Origin of the sequence: Ochrobactrum sp. CGA5, assembly GCF_006345815.1 — a bacterium.
Taxonomy (GTDB): domain Bacteria; phylum Pseudomonadota; class Alphaproteobacteria; order Rhizobiales; family Rhizobiaceae; genus Brucella.
This window is the reverse complement of sequence record NZ_VCIG01000007.1, coordinates 23,949-43,207: the sequence shown is the minus strand read 5'-3', so window position 1 is coordinate 43,207 and position 19,259 is coordinate 23,949. Positions and strand designations below refer to the sequence as shown.

Here is a 19,259-nt window from a genome sequence, read left to right as displayed (position 1 = left end):
GGACCGTGTTGTGAGTCTGAAAAGATGTCTGCCGTTCTTGGTGATAAAAGAGGATAGCCCTATGGCAACCGTTAAGGTCGATAACAGCAATTTTCAGTCGGACGTTCTTCAGTCGAGCGAGCCTGTTGTGGTGGATTTCTGGGCGGAATGGTGCGGTCCGTGCAAGATGATCGCTCCGGCTCTGGATGAGATCGCAACCGAAATGGCCGGTCAGATCAAGATCGCCAAGGTGAATATCGATGAGAACCCGGAACTGGCAGCCCAGTTCGGTGTCCGCTCGATTCCGACGTTGTTGATGTTCAAGGACGGTGAGCTTGCAGCCAATATGGTTGGTGCTGCTCCGAAGAGCCGTCTCGCTGACTGGATCAAAGCTTCCGCTGCCTGATCGTTTCAAGCGCGAGAAATGAAAAACCCGGCCTTGGAGCCGGGTTTTTGTTTATTGGGGTGATGTACCATTGTCGCGCAAGACCTCGCCTGCGAGATAGAGCGAGCCGCCGATCAATATACGGGGGGGAGCTTCGTCGGAAGGCCATGTGTCACGCAGCAGCTTTAAGGCATTGGCAACCGAATGTACGGGCTCTGCCGACAGATTGGCTTTCTGGGCTGCGACAGCCAGCTCATCATTGGGAATACTGGCATCGCTGGAGAGAACGGGCACTGTGAAAACGTGCCGCGCCATACCGGCGAAGGCTTCGAAATAGCCAACCGGGTCTTTGGTGTTGATCATGCCGGTGATGAGAAACAGCGGGCGCTCATTGCGTTCTTCAAGATCGCCCAGCGTCTCGGCGATGACTACGCCGGCGCCCGGATTATGGCCGCCATCAAGCCAGATTTCGGAGGCCGCCGGGGCAAGATCCACGAGTGCACCATGGGTCAGCCGTTGCATACGTGCTGGCCAGTCAACCACCATCAATGCTTTCTCGACCGCTTTGTCAGTCAGGCTGAAGCCAGCCATCTGGACCGCCTCGATTGCTGCTGCGGCATTGGAAATCTGGTGGCGTCCGGGCAGGCGCGGCAATGGAAGATCGATCAGGCCGTCCTCGTTCTGGAAAACCATACGGCCATGTTCCTCGAAGGCGAGGAAATCCTGTCCGTAAACCGAAACCGGACAGCCGAGCCGGTCGGCGGTCGAGACAAGAACTTCCCGTGCTGCGTCGAAAGGCTGGAAACCGACGACGACGGCACAATCCTTCTTGATGATACCGGCCTTTTCAGCGGCAATAAGTTCCACGCGGTCGCCAAGATAGGCTTGATGGTCGATGGAAACCGGCATGATGAGCGAGACGGCAGGATCAATAATGACATTGGTGGCGTCGAAGCGCCCGCCAAGACCGACTTCCATGACAACGACATCCGCCGGATGCTCGGAAAAGAGTACGAAAGCGACTGCGGTCAGAATTTCGAAAACAGTAATGTGTTTGCCGTTATTGGCTACTGCAACGCGCTCTATGGCGTCGGCCAGAACATCATCGCCGACTAGCCTGCCGCCGCCTGGAGCGGCTAGGCGATAGCGTTCATGCCAGTTGACGAGGTGCGGCGAGGTATGGACGTGAACATCAAAACCGCCCGCCTCCAGAAGCGCGCGGCAGAAAGCCGTCGCCGATCCCTTGCCGTTTGTGCCTGCAATATGGATGACAGGCGGCAACTTCAGATGCGGATTACCGAGTTTTTCCAGAAGGCCGCGGATACGGTCCAAGGAAAGATCGAAGCCCTTCGGATGCAACTGCATAAGCCGCTCGATTGCGGCGGCGGCTTTTTCTGTCACGATCAGGCTGCCTTGTCGGTTGCTTCCGTCTTTTCGCTTCCCGGCGCGTCGCTATTGCCGGGCTGCCTGGTCATGATCTTGAGAAGGCGCGCAATCGTACCTTTCAGCTCGAGACGCGAGACGACCATGTCCACCATGCCGTGTTCCATGAGATAGTCAGCGCTCTGGAAGCCTTCCGGCAGCTTTTCGCGGATCGTCTGCTCAATGACGCGCGGCCCTGCAAAGCCGATCAGTGCACCGGGTTCGGCAATATGGATATCGCCGAGCATGGCGTAGGAAGCCGTCACGCCGCCCGTGGTCGGATTGGTCAGGACGACGATATAGGGCAGACCAGCCTCTTTCAGCATTTCAACTGCGACCGTGGTACGCGGAAGCTGCATGAGCGACAGGATACCTTCCTGCATGCGTGCGCCACCGGAGGCTGCGAACAGAACCAGCGGGCGCTTCAGCTCGATGGCCTTTTCAAAACCCTGGATGATTGCTTCGCCAGCACCCATGCCGAGCGAACCGCCCATGAACCCGAAATCCTGAACGGTAGCGACAATCGGCAAGCCTTCAATCGTACCGAGGCCGTTGACGACAGCATCATCCATGCCGGTACGCGTACGGTAATCCTTGAGACGGTCGATATATTTCTTTTCGTCGCGGAATTTCAGCGGATCGACCGGTACTTTCGGCGCTTCAAGCGTGGTGTATTCGCCATTGTCGAAGAAGAAGCGCAGACGATCCTTCGCCTTGATGCGCATGTGATGCCCCGAGGAGGGGATCACAAACTGGTTGCTCTCAAGATCCTTGTGAAACACCATTTCACCAGTCGATGGATCCTTGATCCAGAGGTTTTCTGGCATTTCACGACGGCCGAGCATCGAATTGATCTTCGGACGGACGTAGTTGGTGATCCAGTTCATGACGTTTACTTCCGTTTCTTGTTCTTCGGCAAAGAGCGTCAGCCGCTTAGCACTTTTAAGATGTGCCCTAAATGGACGATTTATTGGGCGGCTTCAAGGCGTGCGGCGCGCACACTCTCAGCAAGGGCGTGGACAAGCCGGGTTGCAGCAGCGACAGGATCGCCTTTCGCCTTGCCATTTTCATCAAGTTCGCCTGCAATCGCGTTGACGATCGCCGTGCCGACGACAACGCCATCGGCATGGGCGGCGATGGCTGACGCCTGTTCCGGCGTCTTCACGCCAAAACCGACACAGATCGGCAGATCGGTGCTCTTCTTGATGTGACGCACGGCTTCGCCGACCTTTGTCGTATCGGCAATGGCCGAACCGGTGATGCCGTTCATCGAAACGTAATAGACGAAGCCAGATGAATTATGCAGCACCTTTGGCAAGCGCTTGTCGTCTGTGGTCGGCGTGGTGAGGCGAATGAAATTGACGCCCGCCTTCATCGCCGGAATGCAGAGCTCTGCATCCATTTCAGAGGGAAGATCGACGACGATCAGCCCGTCCACGCCGGATGCCTTTGCATCGGCCAGGAAACGTTCCACGCCATAGATATAGATCGGGTTGTAATAGCCCATCATGACAATAGGGGTCGTGTCATCTTCCTTGCGGAATTCTGCTGCCATTTGCAGCGTCTTGGGAAGCGTCTGACCGGCGTTCAGGGCGCGCAGACCTGCGGCCTGAATAGCGGGGCCGTCTGCCATCGGATCGGAGAAGGGCATGCCGAGTTCGATCACATCGGCACCGGCCTTTGGGAGAGCCTTCATTACCTTGATCGAAGTTTCAAGATCTGGATCGCCACCCATGAAATAGGTAACGAGCGCCGGACGGCCCTCGGCCTTCAGTTCAGCGAATTTGGTGTCGATTCGAGTAGTCATACCGTGCCCCGTGGCAAAGTGCGCGCCAGATAGTCGGCAACGGGATTGCCCGCCATCGCCGTTTCCATCCATGCACGCCGTTCAAAGTCTATAATTCCGAGTTCCCATACGCACGCCATCAGCAGCGGCTGTGCGGGCATGAATTCCACCTCGTCGCCGAGTTCCGACTGCCAGAGGATTTCAGTGGCTATGCCGCCTTCCAGCCACCAGTGCAGAAGCAGCCAGAGGCTCTCCTCGCCCTGATGAAGAATAGCGAAACCAGCGCCCGAATGCGGCAGAGCGGTGAGCTTTTCTGCGGCGGTTTCGATCTGTCTGCGGGCGAGGCCGACAGCAGCTTCCGCGACAGGGTTGGTTGGATCGGCTTCTATGATGTTGAGCTTGATCGTCGCCGGACCGCACGTCGTCAGGCCGTCGAACCATGCGGCACGCGGCTTGTAGACGGAGACTTCGGCGACATCGCTACCCATATCAGATGTCCATGCCGAGAAGCTTGCCGACCGTGTGGACATCCTTGTCGCCACGGCCCGACAGATTGACGATCATAACCTGATCCTTGCCCATGGTCGGGGCCATTTTCACAGCCTGTGCGATGGCATGGGCGGATTCGAGCGCGGGAATGATGCCTTCGGTGCGGGTGCAAAGCTGGAACGCATCAAGCGCCTCATCATCAAGGATGGGCACATAGTCGACACGCCCGCTGTCCTTGAGCCACGAATGTTCAGGCCCGACACCCGGATAGTCGAGACCAGCGGAAACGGAATGGCCTTCGAGAATTTGACCGTCGTCGTTCTGGAGGAGATAGGTGCGGTTGCCATGCAGAACGCCGGGGCGACCCGCGCTCATAGAGGCGCAATGTTCTTCACCGTCAAGACCGCGCCCGCCGGCTTCGACGCCAACGATCTTCACAGAGGTATCATCAAGGAATGGATGGAACAGGCCGATGGCATTTGAGCCGCCGCCGACCGCTGCCACGATCACGTCTGGCAGGCGTCCTTCCTGTTCCAGAATCTGCTGGCGGGCCTCATTGCCGATCACCGACTGGAAGTCGCGGACCAGCTCAGGATAGGGGTGCGGACCGGCAGCGGTGCCGATCAGGTAATAGGTGTCTTCGACATTCGTAACCCAGTCGCGCAGGGCTTCGTTCATCGCGTCCTTCAGTGTACCGTTGCCTGCGGTGACTGGCTTCACTTCGGCGCCGAGCAGTTTCATACGGAACACATTCGGCTTCTGACGCTCGACATCGGTCGCGCCCATATAGACTACGCAAGGCAGACCGAAACGCGCGGCAACCGTAGCCGAAGCCACGCCATGCTGTCCGGCACCGGTTTCGGCGATGATGCGGGTCTTGCCCATGCGCTTGGCGAGCAGAATCTGACCAAGGCAGTTGTTGATCTTGTGGCTGCCCGTGTGATTAAGGTCTTCGCGTTTGAAGTAGATTTTTGCACCGCCCCCGAGGCCCTTGGCCGAGGAAACGTCACGAAGATGTTTCGTCAGGCCTTCTGCATAATAGAGCTTGGAAGGACGACCGGCATAATAGGTGGAAAGCGCGTTCAGCTCTGCCTTGAACTCAGGATCATTCTTCGCCGTTTCATAGGCTTCCTGCAATTCGAGAATAAGCGGCATGAGCGTTTCAGCGACGAAGCGTCCGCCGAAAATACCGAACATGCCCTCTTCGTCGGGGCCTGTTTTATAGGAATTTGGTGCAACCGGCTTGTTCAACGCTTCCACTCCGTCATTTCAGGCTGTCTACAGGGCATCGGCGCGCATCGGCGACAGCCCGGAAAAAATTCTCAATGAGGCGCACATCCTTCTCACCGGGCGTGCGCTCGACGCCGGACGATATATCGATGCCCGGCGCATGGGTCTTTTCCAACGCCTCTGCGATATTGTCCGCATTCAGTCCACCGGAAAGCATGTAATCGATATCCGCGTCAAGCGCAGCCAGAAGTTCCCAGTCGAATGACACGCCATTGCCGCCCGGAAGGTCTGATCCCTTCGGCGGCTTGGCATCGAACAGGAAACGGTCTGCTATACCCTTGTAGGCCGCAACCGTCGCAAGATCGCCGGCTTCACGCACCGAAAAAGCCTTCATGACCGGCAGTCCATAACGTGCCTTGATAAAGGCCACGCGTTCCGGCGTTTCATGGCCGTGAAACTGCAATATATCAGGTTTCACCGTTTTTACGATGTTATCCAGCGTTTCATCATCTGCATCGACTGTAACAGCTACGACAAGCGCACGTCCCTTGGCCGCATCGCGCAAGGTTGCCGCTATCTGCGGGGTTACATGGCGCGGGCTTTTGGGAAAAAAGATGAGGCCGATATGCGTCGCACCGCCGTCGAGGGCGGCGGCAACAGCGTCGGGGGTTTTAAGCCCGCATATCTTGATATCGAGAACCATGGTTTTCCGTCGCATAAATCCGGGGGCTACTCAAGTTATTCCGTCTGTTCGGAGATCGGATGGCCATCAAAGCCTTTTGCCATCAGAAAATCATACGCCTCCATGACTTCAAGGGGAACAGCCTGCGCAATCTGATAGCCCTTGGCAGGATATTCCAGAATGCGTTGAAGATCGCCGGTCATCTCGTTGATAAGCATTTCGACGGGGTGGTCTGCGGTTGGCTGGGCCTCGAAGGAGATGAGCGGTGCGGTTATGCTTGCGCGCGCTTCCGGCCATTGACGGGCCATGGTCGCCAGAACGCGGCGCTGCGTCTGCGGCTTGGTGACAAGGATGGCGCTGATTGCGCCGGGCGCAAGCCGTTCACGACTGAACCTTATGTTTTCGCCGATATTAGTGGCATTGGGTTCGATGATAATTGCTTCTTCAGGCACGCCGCGCCTGATTGCGATTTCCGCAAAAGCTTCCGCTTCGCTTGCTTTGTAGAGCTTGTCTGTCCAGTGACCACTTTTGCCGGTGAACACCAGCCACGTCCCCATGCCGGCCAGAAACAGATCGGCTGCTCTCTCGGCAACACGAGGATCATAGCTGCCAAGCCCGATGATGACATCGGCGGTTTCCAGCGGATCATAGATGCAGTGATAATCCCAAAGCACCTTGGCGGCGGTCAGTATGGATGCGGTCATGTAAAGTCGATAGCCTGTAATGCGCTGCCATTGCGCTTCAGCCAAGCCTTGCAGCGCTCCGTGTCGGGGCAAAGCTCGTGGCAGAGTTTCCAGAATTTCGGCCCGTGGTTCATCTCGACGAGATGAGCCACCTCATGGGCGACAAGATAGTTAATCACCGGAGCAGGTGCCATGCCGATGCGCCAGGAGAAGGAAAGGGTGCCATCAGAAGTGCAGGAACCCCAACGGCTCTTCGTATCCTTGAAACGCACGGCACTGGCCTTGCGACCAACAGCGGCAGTGTGGCGGGCGACAAGCGCCTCAATCTCCCGCTTCACTTCGCGCTTGATGTAATCGGCGACGCGGCGCGGCAGATGCGCCGGATCACCATGGACAAGCAGAATATTGCCTTCAAGGAGCTGCGTCGTGCCGCGTCCGGGCTGATGCACGATCTTGTGTGGCACCCCGCGCAGGGGAATCCTGATACCGGCGCGCACGCCCGGCTGGTCGGGCAGTTTTGCGATACGGCTTTCGATCCAGCCCTCGTGGCGGTTGAGGAAGCTCAGCACTTCGCGCTCGGGAAGGCCGGGCGGAACCGTAATGCGCAGTCCTCTGCCACCTGCTTCGATCCGCAGGGTCAGCCGTTTGGCACGCGGGTTTTCGAAAACACGCAAGGGAAGTTCCCGTCCGGCAACCGCATGGATGCGCTCGCTGCGAACGGTTGTCGTCCCAGCGGATGCCCCTTTACCGCTGATTTGCCGAAGAAAGGAAAGACCCATCATTTAAGAATAAGCGATTCGCCCCTAAGCGCATCCCGAAAAGTGCAAAGCGGTTTTCGGAACAAGATGCACTTAAAATTGGGCGTTGGAGCGCATCCCGAAAAGTGCAAAGCGGTTTTCACGCAAAATAATAGTCTAAACCATTGATATTGGGCGGATTCTTTTGTGACGATAAACAAAACGGCGCAGACGTGCCGCGCCGTTCGATTGTTTTGCAGGCGATTTCATCGATCAAAGATCGGTGATGTCATCCTTGCCGCCTTTCGCGCGTGAGGCAGGAGTTTTCCGCGCACTCGCACGGCGCTCAGCCATGAAGCGGTCGAATTCTTCCTTGTCGCGGGCGCGGCGAAGTTCTGCAGCATAGGCCTCGAATTCGGCGCGTGCCTCTTCGAGCTTGCGGCGTTCCTCGGCCAAGCGCTCCAGCTCGGCGCGACGCCAGTCGTCAAAAGCCTCGTTGCCGGTTGTACCACCGAAGTTGAAGCTTTCGCCCTTACGGCAGTTGCGGAACGAGCCGAACATGGAATCGGTCTTCTCGTTCACGCCGCGCTTGAATCCCTCGAGGCGATCACCCCAGAGGATATAGGCGAGCATGGCAAGGCCAAGCGGCCAGAACAGGAAAAAGCCGAGCACCATCAGCGCAATCGTGGCTGGCGTCCATGCCGGGCGGATCAATGCAGTATTGGTCATGGTCTGCTCCGTCGAAATGCGCATGCCATTCAGCCGTCGGACAATCGTTCAGCCACATGCGCGAAACCAAGGCCAACCAGCCTACCCAAGCGGGCATTTTCTTCTGGCGGCTTGATATCGACGTGGTGAAAAGATTGCGGTTTTTCAAGAATACACCCAGAGGATTCGGATGCCTCTTGGCCTAACCAATGCGATTAATTCGAGATTTTTTTGCGGAGATGCTCAAGAAAAGTGACGCAAAGCCCGGCTATCAGCGCCCAGAAAGCAGAGCCGATGCCGAAGAATGCAATGCCGGATGCTGTCACGGCAAAGGTTATGGTCGCTGCAAGACGCTCATGTTCATCCTTCAGCGCCAGTGACATCGCGTTGATGAATGGGCCTGTCAGCGCCAGACCGGCAACAAGGGCGATGAGCGTTACCGGCAGTACAGCGAAGATCGCGACCAGTGAGGCTCCGAAGAGCGCAAACACGACATAGATCACGGCATAAACCGGCCCGGTCAGCCAGCGTTTGGCCGCATCGGGGTGAGCGTCAGGGTTGGTGCAAAGTGCCGCCGATATCGCCGCGAGATTGGTGGTCGATGCACCAAAGGGAGCTGTCAGCAGCGAAAACAGACCAGTTATACGCAGGCAGGCGCTGGTCGGCGGCTCATAGCCCGAAGCGCGGAGCACGGCGAAGCCCGGCAGGTTTTGTGAGGCCATGGTCACCAGATAGAGCGGGATCGCAATGCCGACCATCGCGCCCATGTGAAATTCCGGCCAGATAAGGGTGAGTGTGGAAATTTCGGGTGCAGGCAATGCGGGCGAACGTCCCGTGACCAGAGCAAAGGCCATGCCGACGACAAGAACAGCAATCACGGCGAGCGACGGATTGAACAAACGTATGATGAAGAACAGCGCCACCAGCGGCAGGACAAAAAGCGGATCGCCGGACACTGTTTTGGCCGCGGCAATGACGAAACTCAGTAGCACACCTGCGAGCATGCCCGAAGCCACAGAGGCTGGAATGCGTGAAACGAGTACCGACAATTGCCGGATCAGCCCAGTGGCGACCAGCGCGAGTGCGGTCACGATGAATGCACCAACCGCTTCTGGCATGGTGAAGCCGATACTGGCGCCGATCAATGCCAGCCCTGGTGTGGACCATGCTGCGATGATCGGCATCTTGTAGCGGGCGCTGAGCCAAGCGGAGGAGGCGGCGATTGCAAGGCATATCGCCGTCACCCAGCTTGCGGTTTCGGCCTGTGTAGCGCCCAGCACCTGCGCCGCGGCGATGATGAGTGCCAGCGTGCCGCCGAAACCGACGATGGCAGCAACCGCCGAGGAAGCGAGAACCGAGAACCGCATGACTGTGCTCCGTTACGATTCTTCGCCCACGTGTTTTGCCAGACCGGATACGGTACGGATCAGAAGCTTGAGATCCTGCGGTCGCGACAGGCGATGATCGCCGTCGCGCACGAGTGTCAGGGTTACGTCATCGACGGGCAAGTGTTCGACAAGTGTTAACGCATGCTTGTAAGGAACATCTAGGTCCTGCATGCCTTGCAGAATGTGAACCGGACATCCGGTTTCGATGATACCCTTGAGAACCAGATTTTTTCGTCCGTCCTCGATCAATGCGCGGGTATAGACATAAGGATTGGGTGAATATTCGGAGGGTTCCTCAAAATAGCCCTTTTCCTGCAGATCGTTCTTCTGTGCATCGGAAAGCGAGGGTTCCACGAGCACAGCTGTAAAATCCGGGGCGGGCGCGATCAGGACGATTCCGGCAGGTGGGTTGCCTTCATTCTTGAGTTCCTGCGCCATGCGCAGCGCAATCCAGCCGCCCATAGAGGAGCCAACCAGGATCTGCGGACCTTTTGCATACTTGCGGTAGACGGCAAGGCTTTCGTTCAGCCAACGTGAGATGGTGCCTTGATTGAAATCGCCACCGGATTCACCGTGGCCTGAATAATCAAACCTGAGTGCGCTGTGCCCGGTTTCAGCCGCCCATTCGTCAAGAATCACGGCTTTGGTGCCCAGCATGTCGGAACGATAGCCGCCGAGCCAGACCAGGCCTGGGGATTTGTTTCCGGCTCTGTAACGCAGGGCGATTTTCGCTCCATTCACGTCGATGAATTTCGGCCCCGCAACGCTCATGTCAAATCTCCTCAATTCTCGGGATCGTTTTGACATGTTTGAAAAAGAGAGGAAAGCCGCCATCTGGGCCGAGGCTCTTGAAATGACGGCAAATGTGGCCGATATGCCGCTTTGCCGCCGCGAAATGACGACAAAAAGAACGTTTATCACGTGGGGGTGATTTTTCCTGCCAAAGATGCTATTGACTTCGCCGCCTGCTTGACGACATTTCCGCAATCAACTGCGGTTTGATCGGGGACATGTCGTCTGGCAGCAGGTATCCGACCGCATGAGACGTAACAATTCAGGAGATAACGACCATTCGCCGACCCTTCAGAGCGACGCCGGTTCAGAAAGACGGACCGCGCTCCAACCGTGATATCCGGGTTCCCCGGGTTCAGCTTATCGATGCCGAAGGCCAGAACCACGGTGATGTTTCCATTCAGGAAGCTATCGCCATGGCTGAAGAAGCAGGTCTCGATCTTGTAGAGATCGTGCCGAACGCCGAGCCTCCGGTTTGCAAGATCGTCGATCTCGGCAAGCTGAAGTATCAGAATCAGAAAAAGGCCGCCGAAGCGCGCAAGAAGCAGAAAACGGTTGAAATCAAGGAAATCAAGATGCGACCGAACATCGACACCCATGATTATGAGGTGAAGATGAAGGCTGCTCAGCGTTTCTTTGAGGAAGGCGACAAGGTCAAGGTTACCTTGCGTTTTCGTGGGCGCGAAATGGCGCACCAGGAACTTGGCATGAAGCTTTTGCAGCGCGTCAAGGAAGACACTGTTGAAATTGCCAAGGTCGAGTCCGAGCCGAAGCTCGAAGGCCGTCAGATGATGATGGTTCTCGCTCCGCGCTGAACATTGGGAAATGCCTTGGAAAAGCCGCCTTCGGGCGGCTTTTCTTTTAACCGGGTAAATATGGGATCATGGAACCGCAATGAAGACTTTGGGCGAACTGGGTAAATATCAGCAACGACGGCGCCTTGCGATCGGCGCCGTCGTGGTACTTCTGGTCGTGGCGTTGTTTTTCGTCAGCGCGCGATCTACCGGTCGCTTCCATGAGTATATCGAAGCCTTCGGTCTGAGCCTGATCGTTGCGGCCATCATCGGACGTATGTGGTGCACGCTGTATATCGGCGGGCGCAAGAGCGCGGAAATTGTTCAGAGCGGACCATATTCGGTTACGCGCAATCCACTTTACGTCTTCAGTAGCATCGGTGCGATGGGCATTGGCGCGCAGACTGGCAGCCTCATCATTGCGATCGCCTTTGGCGTGCTTTGCTATCTCGCTTTCGCTGTTGTTATCCGGACGGAAGAGAAATTTCTCAAGCAGAATTTCGGGAAGCCTTATGAAGCTTATTGTGCGAGCGTTCCGCGGTTCTTCCCGAAATTTTCGTTGTTTCGTGACGACAAGGAGTTGATCGTTCGTCCTGACCGTCTTTATCGGACCTTCATGGATGGTCTGGTGTTTTTCGTCGCCTATCCGTTTTTCGAGTTCATCGAGTATTTGCAGGACATTCATATCCTGCCGGTGCTTCTGCGGCTTTATTGACGTTTGCGCTGCGATTTGGCCCGATTCGGGCATTGCATTTTGCGGCCTTTGAGCCTATAAGGCCGCGTTCGAACCGCCCGGCAGGGCATGCCGTGGCGGTTTCGTATGCTTTTCGGGCTTGGTCAGTCCGGAAGTAAAACTAGATTCCCGTCCGCATCAGGCATGACCAGACGCCATGACAAGAGGCGTCGAGTGCCGGAGGCACGAGGGGGATCGCAAAGAAGGAGTAGCAAAATGCCCAAGATGAAGACCAAATCGGCCGCCAAGAAGCGGTTCAAGATCACCGGCACCGGCAAAATCAAGGCCGCAGCTGCTGGTAAGCGTCATGGCATGATCAAGCGTTCGAACAAGTTCATTCGCGATGCACGCGGCACCATGGTTCTCGCCGATGCCGATGCAAAGATCGTGAAGCAGTTCCTGCCGAACGGCCTCTAAGATTAGTCTGAGAAGGAGATCATAACATGGCACGCGTAAAACGCGGCGTTACCGCCCACGCAAAGCACAAGAAGGTTCTGGATCAGGCTGCTGGTTTCCGTGGCCGTCGCAAGAACACCATCCGCACCGCCAAGGCTGCAGTTGACCGCTCGAAGCAGTATGCTTACCGCGACCGCAAGAATCGCAAGCGTTCGTTCCGCGCTCTCTGGATTCAGCGCATCAACGCTGCTGTCCGCGAGCAGGGCCTGACCTATGGCCGTTTCATCGACGGTCTTGCCAAGGCTGGCATCGAAATCGACCGCAAGGTTCTGTCCGACATCGCAATCCACGAACCGGATGCATTCGGTGCGCTGGTTGCGTCGGCAAAGAAGGCTCTCGAGTACCTCAAGAATACCGAGACGCCGAACGCTTTTGAAGGCGCTGTCCGCTAAGCCAGCCGCCTTTCCCAAGCAGTATCGATAATTTGGGGACCCGCGCTGGCTCGGCTGGCGCGGGTTTTCCTTTTTCGCCTCGATGCGCAGGATAATGCGTGAAAGCAAAGGTAAGAGCCGGGCATGAAGGATGAACCGGGCAAGCTGAGACTGGACCTGGAGGCGGACGATCTTCGCAGCCTGCTGGCTCTGCTTGTTCAAAGCCAGGGTAAGCGCATTTCCAGCGCTGTTATTGGTGATCATCGGGTCTGGATCAAGCGATACGATGCCGAAAGACGGCCACTTCCGAAGCGCCTGCATAGCCTGATTTCGCCGTCTCTTCCCTATCCGTTCCTGCGCAGCCCGAAGGATGTCGGAGAAGCAGGCATGGCCGACCGCGAAGAGCACAAGATGAACGCTTTTCGGCAGGCTGGCTTTCAGGTGCCCATGATTGTCTACCGCCAGGGACCTGTAATGGTTCTTAGCGACGTCGCGCCGATCATTCAGGACCGGCTCGACCAATTGCACCGCACTGATCCGCAGCGCCATGACGCGCTTCTCATCCATTGTGCCCGTGCCTTGGGAGAGGCTCATGCCGCCGGGCTCTGCCACGGGCGACCACATCCGCGCGATTTTTTCGAGAAAAACGGTGTTGCCGGCTTTCTCGATTTCGAGGAAGAGCCGGAAACGGTCATGCCGCTTGCTGTCGCCCAAGCACGCGATGTTTGGCTCCTGTTTTTCCAGGTCACGGCACAGGCATGTCTTGCCGAAACGCCGCAACAGGCCTTCGTTACCTATCGTGCGATCGCGCCCTCTGCGGTGATTCCGGAACTGAATAGAATCATCGGATTCTTCCGATTCACTATCGCGCCGCTACGCCTTTTCCGTCGCATATTTCTAGGAGGCGATGGGGAGCGGCTTTTGCGGGCGATGGAATTTTTTGACGCCAATCTTGATGCGTCTCACCAATCAGGCCAAAGAGAGTGACAACAACGCTTCTTTGGCTGAAAAGCGAAGTATGCGGAACGCGACAGGCGTAACGGGGAATTCAAACCAAGAGGCGTGGAGCGCGGCCAGCGCGACAGGGATTTAAACAATGAGTGATTTAGAACAACTGGAACGGCAGATTCTCGAAGACATTGCGGCGGCGGTTGACGAGCCTGCGATTGAAGCGGTGCGCGTGGCAGCACTCGGCAAAAAAGGCACTATTTCAGAAAAGTTGAAGACGCTGGGCTCGATGTCGCCGGAAGAGCGTCAGGCGCAGGGGCCAGCGATTAACGGTCTGAAGAACCGCGTTACAGAAGCATTGACCGAACGCAAGACAGAGCTGCGCAAACAAGCCATTGCAGCGCGCCTTGAGCGCGAAAAGGTCGACGTGACACTTCCGGTTCGTGAAAGCGCGGCATCGCGTGGACGTATTCATCCAATTTCTCAGGTTGTCGATGAAATCACCGCGATCTTCGCTGATATGGGGTTCTCGATTGCCGAAGGGCCGGATATCGAAACTGACTATTACAATTTCACGGCGCTGAACTTTCCCGAAGGCCATCCGGCGCGTGAAATGCACGACACGTTCTTCTTCAATGCGGATGAGAAGGGTGAGCGCAAGCTTCTGCGTACGCATACCTCTCCGGTGCAGGTGCATACGATGGAGAAGTTTGCGGCAATCCGCGACAAGGAAGGTCGCGACGAGCCGATTCGTATCGTCATTCCGGGCAAAACTTATCGTATGGATTCCGACGCCACCCATTCGCCGATGTTCCATCAGGTTGAAGGACTGGTCGTCGACAAATCGGCCAATGTCGCCAATATGAAATGGGTGCTGGAAGAGTTCTGCAAGGCTTTCTTCGAAGTGCCAACAGTAACGATGCGCATGCGTCCAAGCTTTTTCCCATTCACTGAGCCATCGGTTGAGGTTGATATTCAGTGCGACCGTTCCGGCCCGCATGTGAAGTTCGGTGAAGGCAATGACTGGCTCGAAATTCTGGGTTGCGGCATGGTGCACCCGAATGTGTTGCGCGCTTCTGGCTATGACCCGGACGTTTATCAGGGCTTCGCTTGGGGCATGGGCATCGATCGCATCGCCATGCTGAAATATGGCATGCCTGATTTGCGTGCCTTTTTCGATGCCGATGTGCGCTGGATCAACCATTATGGTTTCCGTCCACTCGACCTGCCGACACTTTTCGGCGGACTGAGCGCGTAAGGACAGGAAGGGACAAGACAAATGAAATTCACGCTTTCCTGGCTCAAGGATCACCTTGAAACCGATGCGACGCTTGAACAGATCGTCGAAAAGCTGACCGATATTGGTCTGGAAGTGGACGGGGTTGATGACCGCGCCGCTTTCAAGGCTTTCAAGATTGCCAAGGTTGTGAGCGCCGTTCAGCATCCTGATGCCGACAAGCTGCGCGTTCTTTCCGTTGATACGGGCGAGGGCCAGCCGGTTCAGGTTGTCTGCGGTGCACCAAATGCGCGCGCTGGTCTGGTCGGTGTTCTGGGCCGTCCGGGGGATTATGTTCCCGGGCTCGATGTTACGCTGTCGGTTGGAAAAATCCGTGGCGTCGAAAGCTTCGGCATGATGTGCTCCGAGCGCGAGCTGGAGCTTTCTGACGAACATAACGGCATTATCGATCTGCCGGAAGATGCACCGGTCGGCACAAGCTTTGCCGCCTATATGGGCCTTGATGATCCGATCATCGAAATTGGCCTGACGCCAAATCGCGCCGACTGCACCGGCATTCGCGGGATTGCGCGCGATCTGGCCGCAGCCGGTCTTGGTACGCTCAAGAACACGCTGCCGGAAGCGGTGAAGGGCGAAGGCGAAACGCCGGTCAAGATCATTCTGGATCAGGACGCCGCAAACCCGTTCTGTCTCGGCTTCGCGTTGCGTCTGGTCAAGGGCGTGAAGAATGGCCCGAGCCCGAAATGGATGCAGCAGCGTCTCAAGGATATTGGCCTTCGTCCGATCAATGCACTGGTGGATATCACCAATTACGTAACGTTCGATCAGGGCCGTCCGCTGCACGTTTTTGATGCGGCCAAGGTCAAGGGCGATCTGACAGTGCGCGCAGCCAAGGATGGGGAAACCATTCTCGGCCTCGACCAGCGTGAATATAAGTTCAAGCCGGGCATGTATGTGATCGCCGATGAAAACGGCCCCGAATCGATTGCCGGCATTATGGGCGGAGAACATTCGGGCTGCGATGAGAACACGGTCGATGTTCTGATCGAATCGGCTCTCTGGGACCCGCGCATGATTGCTAGCACGGGCCGCGAGCTGGGCATCGTTACCGATGCGCGCTATCGTTTTGAGCGTGGTGCCGATCCGGAAATGATGGTTCCGGGCGTGGAAATTGCGACCAAGCTGGTTTTGGAGCTTTGCGGTGGTCAGCCGACGATTCTCGATGTGGTCGGCTATAGCAAGCCTGAGCCGCGTGTGATCGATTTCCCGGTTTCGGAGGTCAAGCGCCTCACGGGCATCGAAGTGTCCTATGAAACATCGCTTGATATTCTGAAGCGCCTCGGCTTCGGCGTCGAAGGTGACGGCAAGGTCATCAGGGCAATTGTTCCATCATGGCGCGGAGATGTGGAAGGCAAGGCCGATCTCGTTGAAGAAGTCATGCGTATTCATGGCATCAACCAGATCGCACCGCAGCCGTTGCCAAATCATGGTGCCGTCAATGGCCGTATTCTGACGACGCTGCAAATCCGTACGCGTCTTGCACGTCGCACGCTTGCTTCGCGTGGCATGATGGAAGCTGTGACCTATTCCTTTATTTCTGAAGCGCAGGCCAAAGCCTTTGGCGGTGGCAAGCCGGAATTGAAGCTAGCGAACCCAATTGCAGCGGACATGTCGGATATGCGTCCATCGCTGCTGCCGGGGCTGCTTGCAGCCGCACAGCGCAACGCGGATCGCGGCTTTGGCGATACGGCATTGTTCGAAGTGTCGGGCATCTATGAAGGCGACAAGCCGGAACAGCAGCGTCGCGTGGCAGGCGGCATCCGTCGCGGCACTGCCGGTGTTGAAGGTTCGGGCCGTTTTTGGTCAGGCAATGCGGCCCCGGTCGGCGTGTTTGACGCCAAGGCCGATGCACTCGCAGCCCTTGAAGCAGCCGGTGCGCCGGTTGACCGTATCCAGATCGAAGCCGGTGGCCCACAATGGTTCCATCCGGGGCGTTCCGGTACGCTGAAACTCGGACCGAAGGTTGTTTTGGGCTATTTTGGCGAGTTCCATCCGGATACGCTGGAAGTGCTTGATGTGTCGGGCAATCTTTGCGGCTTTGAAATCTATATTGATGCGATCCCTGAGCCGAAGGCAAAGGCAACCCGCACCAAGCCTGCTCTCAGCCTCTCGCAGTTCCAGAGCCTCAAGCGCGACTTTGCTTTTGTTGTGGATGCAGATGTTGAAGCCGGAAATGTTGTGAAGGCAGTCTCAAGTGCCGACAAGAAGCTGATCGTTGGTGTTCAGATCTTCGATATTTTCACTGGCGCTTCGCTCGGTGAAGGAAAGAAGTCGATTGCGGTTGAGGTGCTGTTGCAGCCGCAGGACCGCACATTGACGGATGAAGATCTGGAAGCGCTATCGAAGCAGGTCGTGGCCAGCGTGGCCAAGCAGACCGGTGGCGTCCTTCGCGGATAAGGATAAACGAAAAAGCCCGCCGTTTGGCGGGCTTTTTCATGCAGCTATTCAGCGGCCTGTTTCGTTCTTGCGGGCAGAGCCATCATCGCCATGTCGATGATCTTCTGCACAGCCGCGCGCGAATTGCCGTCGCGTGCTTCAAAAGAAATGCTCTGCTGGATCATGTGATAGAATTCGGTCATCTGCTCAATGTCGGCATCGGCGGGTAGATCTCCTGCCACGACCGCTTGCTGCAAGCGTTTGAAAAGCCGGTCATGATTCGTGTGGCGCACAGCTTTCAGAAATTCTTTTAACGGCATGTTTTCCGGCTTACACTGGATGGAACTGATGCTGATCATGCAGCCGCCAGCCGGACATGCAAAAGCACTGTCGGCGGAAAGTTCCAGCCATTGCCGCATACCATCGTGAATGGTCGGCGCATTTTCAAGCGCGTCGAAAGGACCAGCGCCAATCGTGCGCTGATAATAGTCCACGGCCTCGCGAAACGCCTGCTCCTTGTTGCCAAAAGCGGCATAGAAGCTCGGCGGCGTGATGCCGATCGCAGCTGTGAAGTCGTTGATCTGGGCGCATTCATAGCCTTTGCTCCAGAAAACCTTCATGACTTTCTCCAATGCAGCATCGCGGTCGAAGCTGCGTGGACGCCCACGCGGAACCATTTTTCTCCCTTTCTATAGTCATCCCTATATAATTTGCTTGACGTTCAGGCGCAAGGCGATATGAGTTATGTAGTCTTGACTACATAAATAGGATTCGTCCCATGAACGAAGTGTGTGATTCTGCCCTTGCGGCGGAAGGGGTTGCTGCGTCCTCAAATCAGACGCATTCCATTCCTCTGGTGGTTTACTGCCTGACGTTGGGCATTTTTGCGCTGACGACGTCCGAATTGATGATTTCGGGTATGATGCCCGCCCTTCAGGAAGCATTCGGACGCTCGATCTCCGATATTGGCAATTTGATTTCCGTCTATGCTCTGGGCATGACGGTCGGTGGACCGCTGGTGACGGTGCTGTTTCTGGCGCTGAAAATCGAGAACAAGCGCGGTCTGCTGTTTCTCCTGATTTTTTATGCGCTGGCGCAAAGTGTTGCTGCCTCCACCAGCAATTTCCATGTGATGCTGGTGGCGCGTGTTCTCACTGGTATGGCGGCGGCGACCAGTTTCGGTTTGATGTTGGCAATCACCGCGAAGCTTGTCGTGCCTGAACTGCGCGGCCGCGCATCCTCGCTGGTCTTTGCGGGGCTGATGCTTTGCACGGTTTTAGGTGTACCGCTCGCAACCGCCATTTCCAATAGCTTCGGCTGGCGGGCAAGCTTCTGGGCGATTGTGGTGCTGGTCCTGTTCTGTGCGCTGGTGATTGCGCTCAAGATTGAAGCAAAGCCCAACCATGCCGAGGTTAACCTACGCTCCGAGCTTAACGAAATGCGCAAGCCAAAGCTCTGGGCAGCCTATGCAACCAGTGCGCTGGTGATCGGCGCGTCATTCTCAGTCTATAGCTATCTCTCGCCGATCACGGCACAACTCGCAGGCTTCCCGGAAGCGCAATTGCCATTTCTGCTCGCTGTTTATGGAGCGGCCAACATTATCGGCAATTACATTATCGGGCGCTTTGCTGACCGCCATACGATTGCAACTATTTTTATTGGTATTCTGATCATGCTGACTGCAATGGTGATCTTTGCACTCTTTGCCGAGCTCAAATTTGCAGCGGTGCTGGCAATCGTCATGATCGGCCTGACGGGTATTGCGCTCAATCCGGCTTTCATTGCGCGTGTGATGCGGATTGCGCATCCGGGTGCACTGGTCAATGCCATGCATGCGTCGGTCATCAATATCGGACTGGGGCTTGGTCCATGGGCGGGTGGCTTTGCACTTTCGTCAGGTTACAGCCTGCATGCGCCGCTTTGGGTGGGGGTAATCATGACGCTTGGCGGCCTTCTGACGCTCGCGCCCCCAGTCCTGCGCCGGATGTAATAAAAGGGAGCCT

Annotated in this window: 22 protein-coding genes; 10 read left to right on the top strand and 12 right to left on the bottom strand. The window is 56.5% G+C overall.

Annotation, left to right across the window (positions count from 1 at the left end; genetic code table 11):
* Positions 1-61: 61 nt before the first annotated feature.
* Entirely contained in the window at positions 62-385 is a 324-nt protein-coding gene (trxA, locus tag FJQ48_RS08195; protein ID WP_075041819.1) for a thioredoxin, read from the top strand.
* Positions 386-436: 51 nt separating this feature from the next.
* Here the strand turns inward: trxA and FJQ48_RS08190 are convergent, their stop codons facing one another.
* The 11 genes from FJQ48_RS08190 to FJQ48_RS08140 form a co-directional block, all read right to left on the bottom strand.
* A complete protein-coding gene (locus FJQ48_RS08190) occupies positions 437-1,729 on the bottom strand; it encodes a folylpolyglutamate synthase/dihydrofolate synthase family protein (protein ID WP_180350165.1) in 1,293 nt (430 codons plus the stop codon).
* A 38-nt stretch (positions 1,730-1,767) separates the two neighbouring features.
* Positions 1,768-2,673, bottom strand: coding sequence for an acetyl-CoA carboxylase, carboxyltransferase subunit beta (accD, locus tag FJQ48_RS08185; RefSeq protein WP_139974695.1), 906 nt, complete (start codon positions 2,671-2,673; stop codon positions 1,768-1,770).
* Between the two features lie 80 nt (positions 2,674-2,753).
* On the bottom strand, positions 2,754-3,593 hold the full coding sequence (trpA, locus tag FJQ48_RS08180; protein WP_139974694.1) for a tryptophan synthase subunit alpha: 840 nt from the start codon (positions 3,591-3,593) through the stop codon (positions 2,754-2,756).
* Positions 3,590-4,060: a hypothetical protein gene (locus FJQ48_RS08175; RefSeq protein WP_139974693.1), complete on the bottom strand. Its 471-nt coding sequence runs from the start codon at positions 4,058-4,060 to the stop codon at positions 3,590-3,592. The genes trpA and FJQ48_RS08175 overlap by 4 nt, the downstream gene beginning before the upstream one ends.
* A 1-nt stretch (position 4,061) precedes the next feature.
* Positions 4,062-5,312 (bottom strand): tryptophan synthase subunit beta, encoded by a 1,251-nt coding sequence (gene trpB / locus FJQ48_RS08170; RefSeq protein ID WP_139974692.1) that lies wholly within the window; start codon positions 5,310-5,312, stop codon positions 4,062-4,064.
* A gap of 13 nt (positions 5,313-5,325) precedes the next feature.
* Entirely contained in the window at positions 5,326-5,994 is a 669-nt protein-coding gene (locus tag FJQ48_RS08165; protein ID WP_139974691.1) for a phosphoribosylanthranilate isomerase, read from the bottom strand.
* 35 nt (positions 5,995-6,029) lie between these two features.
* Positions 6,030-6,677: a YdcF family protein gene (locus FJQ48_RS08160; RefSeq protein WP_139974690.1), complete on the bottom strand. Its 648-nt coding sequence runs from the start codon at positions 6,675-6,677 to the stop codon at positions 6,030-6,032.
* Entirely contained in the window at positions 6,674-7,435 is a 762-nt protein-coding gene (locus tag FJQ48_RS08155) for a M48 family metallopeptidase (RefSeq protein WP_139974887.1), read from the bottom strand. Before FJQ48_RS08155 ends, FJQ48_RS08160 begins: the two co-directional genes overlap by 4 nt.
* A 231-nt stretch (positions 7,436-7,666) precedes the next feature.
* Positions 7,667-8,122, bottom strand: coding sequence for a DUF2852 domain-containing protein (locus tag FJQ48_RS08150; protein ID WP_139974689.1), 456 nt, complete (start codon positions 8,120-8,122; stop codon positions 7,667-7,669).
* 194 nt (positions 8,123-8,316) lie between these two features.
* Positions 8,317-9,468 (bottom strand): benzoate/H(+) symporter BenE family transporter, encoded by a 1,152-nt coding sequence (locus FJQ48_RS08145; RefSeq protein WP_139974688.1) that lies wholly within the window; start codon positions 9,466-9,468, stop codon positions 8,317-8,319.
* Positions 9,469-9,480: 12 nt separating this feature from the next.
* Positions 9,481-10,260, bottom strand: coding sequence for an alpha/beta hydrolase (locus FJQ48_RS08140; RefSeq protein ID WP_139974687.1), 780 nt, complete (start codon positions 10,258-10,260; stop codon positions 9,481-9,483).
* A gap of 34 nt (positions 10,261-10,294) precedes the next feature.
* Between FJQ48_RS08140 and FJQ48_RS22835 the strand changes: the two genes are divergently transcribed.
* The 8 genes from FJQ48_RS22835 to pheT all read left to right on the top strand — a co-directional run bounded on the left by FJQ48_RS22835 (position 10,295) and on the right by pheT (position 17,277).
* Complete coding sequence (locus FJQ48_RS22835; RefSeq protein WP_282183535.1) at positions 10,295-10,420, top strand: hypothetical protein; 126 nt, start codon at positions 10,295-10,297, stop codon at positions 10,418-10,420.
* A 139-nt stretch (positions 10,421-10,559) separates the two neighbouring features.
* On the top strand, positions 10,560-11,096 hold the full coding sequence (gene infC / locus FJQ48_RS08135) for a translation initiation factor IF-3 (protein WP_112586884.1): 537 nt from the start codon (positions 10,560-10,562) through the stop codon (positions 11,094-11,096).
* Between the two features lie 79 nt (positions 11,097-11,175).
* On the top strand, positions 11,176-11,790 hold the full coding sequence (locus FJQ48_RS08130) for an isoprenylcysteine carboxylmethyltransferase family protein (protein ID WP_139974686.1): 615 nt from the start codon (positions 11,176-11,178) through the stop codon (positions 11,788-11,790).
* A gap of 234 nt (positions 11,791-12,024) precedes the next feature.
* Positions 12,025-12,225 (top strand): 50S ribosomal protein L35, encoded by a 201-nt coding sequence (gene rpmI, locus FJQ48_RS08125; protein WP_006473268.1) that lies wholly within the window; start codon positions 12,025-12,027, stop codon positions 12,223-12,225.
* Positions 12,226-12,251: 26 nt separating this feature from the next.
* On the top strand, positions 12,252-12,656 hold the full coding sequence (gene rplT / locus FJQ48_RS08120; protein ID WP_006468099.1) for a 50S ribosomal protein L20: 405 nt from the start codon (positions 12,252-12,254) through the stop codon (positions 12,654-12,656).
* Positions 12,657-12,779: 123 nt separating this feature from the next.
* Positions 12,780-13,622 carry a serine/threonine protein phosphatase gene (locus FJQ48_RS08115; RefSeq protein ID WP_139974685.1) on the top strand — a complete coding sequence of 281 codons (843 nt, stop codon included), beginning with the start codon at positions 12,780-12,782 and terminating at the stop codon, positions 13,620-13,622.
* Positions 13,623-13,731: 109 nt separating this feature from the next.
* The gene (gene pheS, locus FJQ48_RS08110) at positions 13,732-14,841 is read left to right on the top strand and encodes a phenylalanine--tRNA ligase subunit alpha (RefSeq protein ID WP_139974684.1); all 1,110 of its coding nucleotides are present in this window, start codon (positions 13,732-13,734) and stop codon (positions 14,839-14,841) included.
* Between the two features lie 21 nt (positions 14,842-14,862).
* Positions 14,863-17,277 (top strand): phenylalanine--tRNA ligase subunit beta, encoded by a 2,415-nt coding sequence (gene pheT / locus FJQ48_RS08105; RefSeq protein ID WP_139974683.1) that lies wholly within the window; start codon positions 14,863-14,865, stop codon positions 17,275-17,277.
* Between the two features lie 44 nt (positions 17,278-17,321).
* Here pheT and FJQ48_RS08100 read toward each other — a convergent pair whose 3' ends face one another.
* Complete coding sequence (locus FJQ48_RS08100; RefSeq protein ID WP_139974682.1) at positions 17,322-17,933, bottom strand: TetR/AcrR family transcriptional regulator; 612 nt, start codon at positions 17,931-17,933, stop codon at positions 17,322-17,324.
* 101 nt (positions 17,934-18,034) lie between these two features.
* Here FJQ48_RS08100 and FJQ48_RS08095 point away from each other — a divergent pair, with 101 nt between their 5' ends.
* Positions 18,035-19,246: an MFS transporter gene (locus tag FJQ48_RS08095; RefSeq protein ID WP_139974681.1), complete on the top strand. Its 1,212-nt coding sequence runs from the start codon at positions 18,035-18,037 to the stop codon at positions 19,244-19,246.
* Positions 19,247-19,259: the final 13 nt, after the last annotated feature.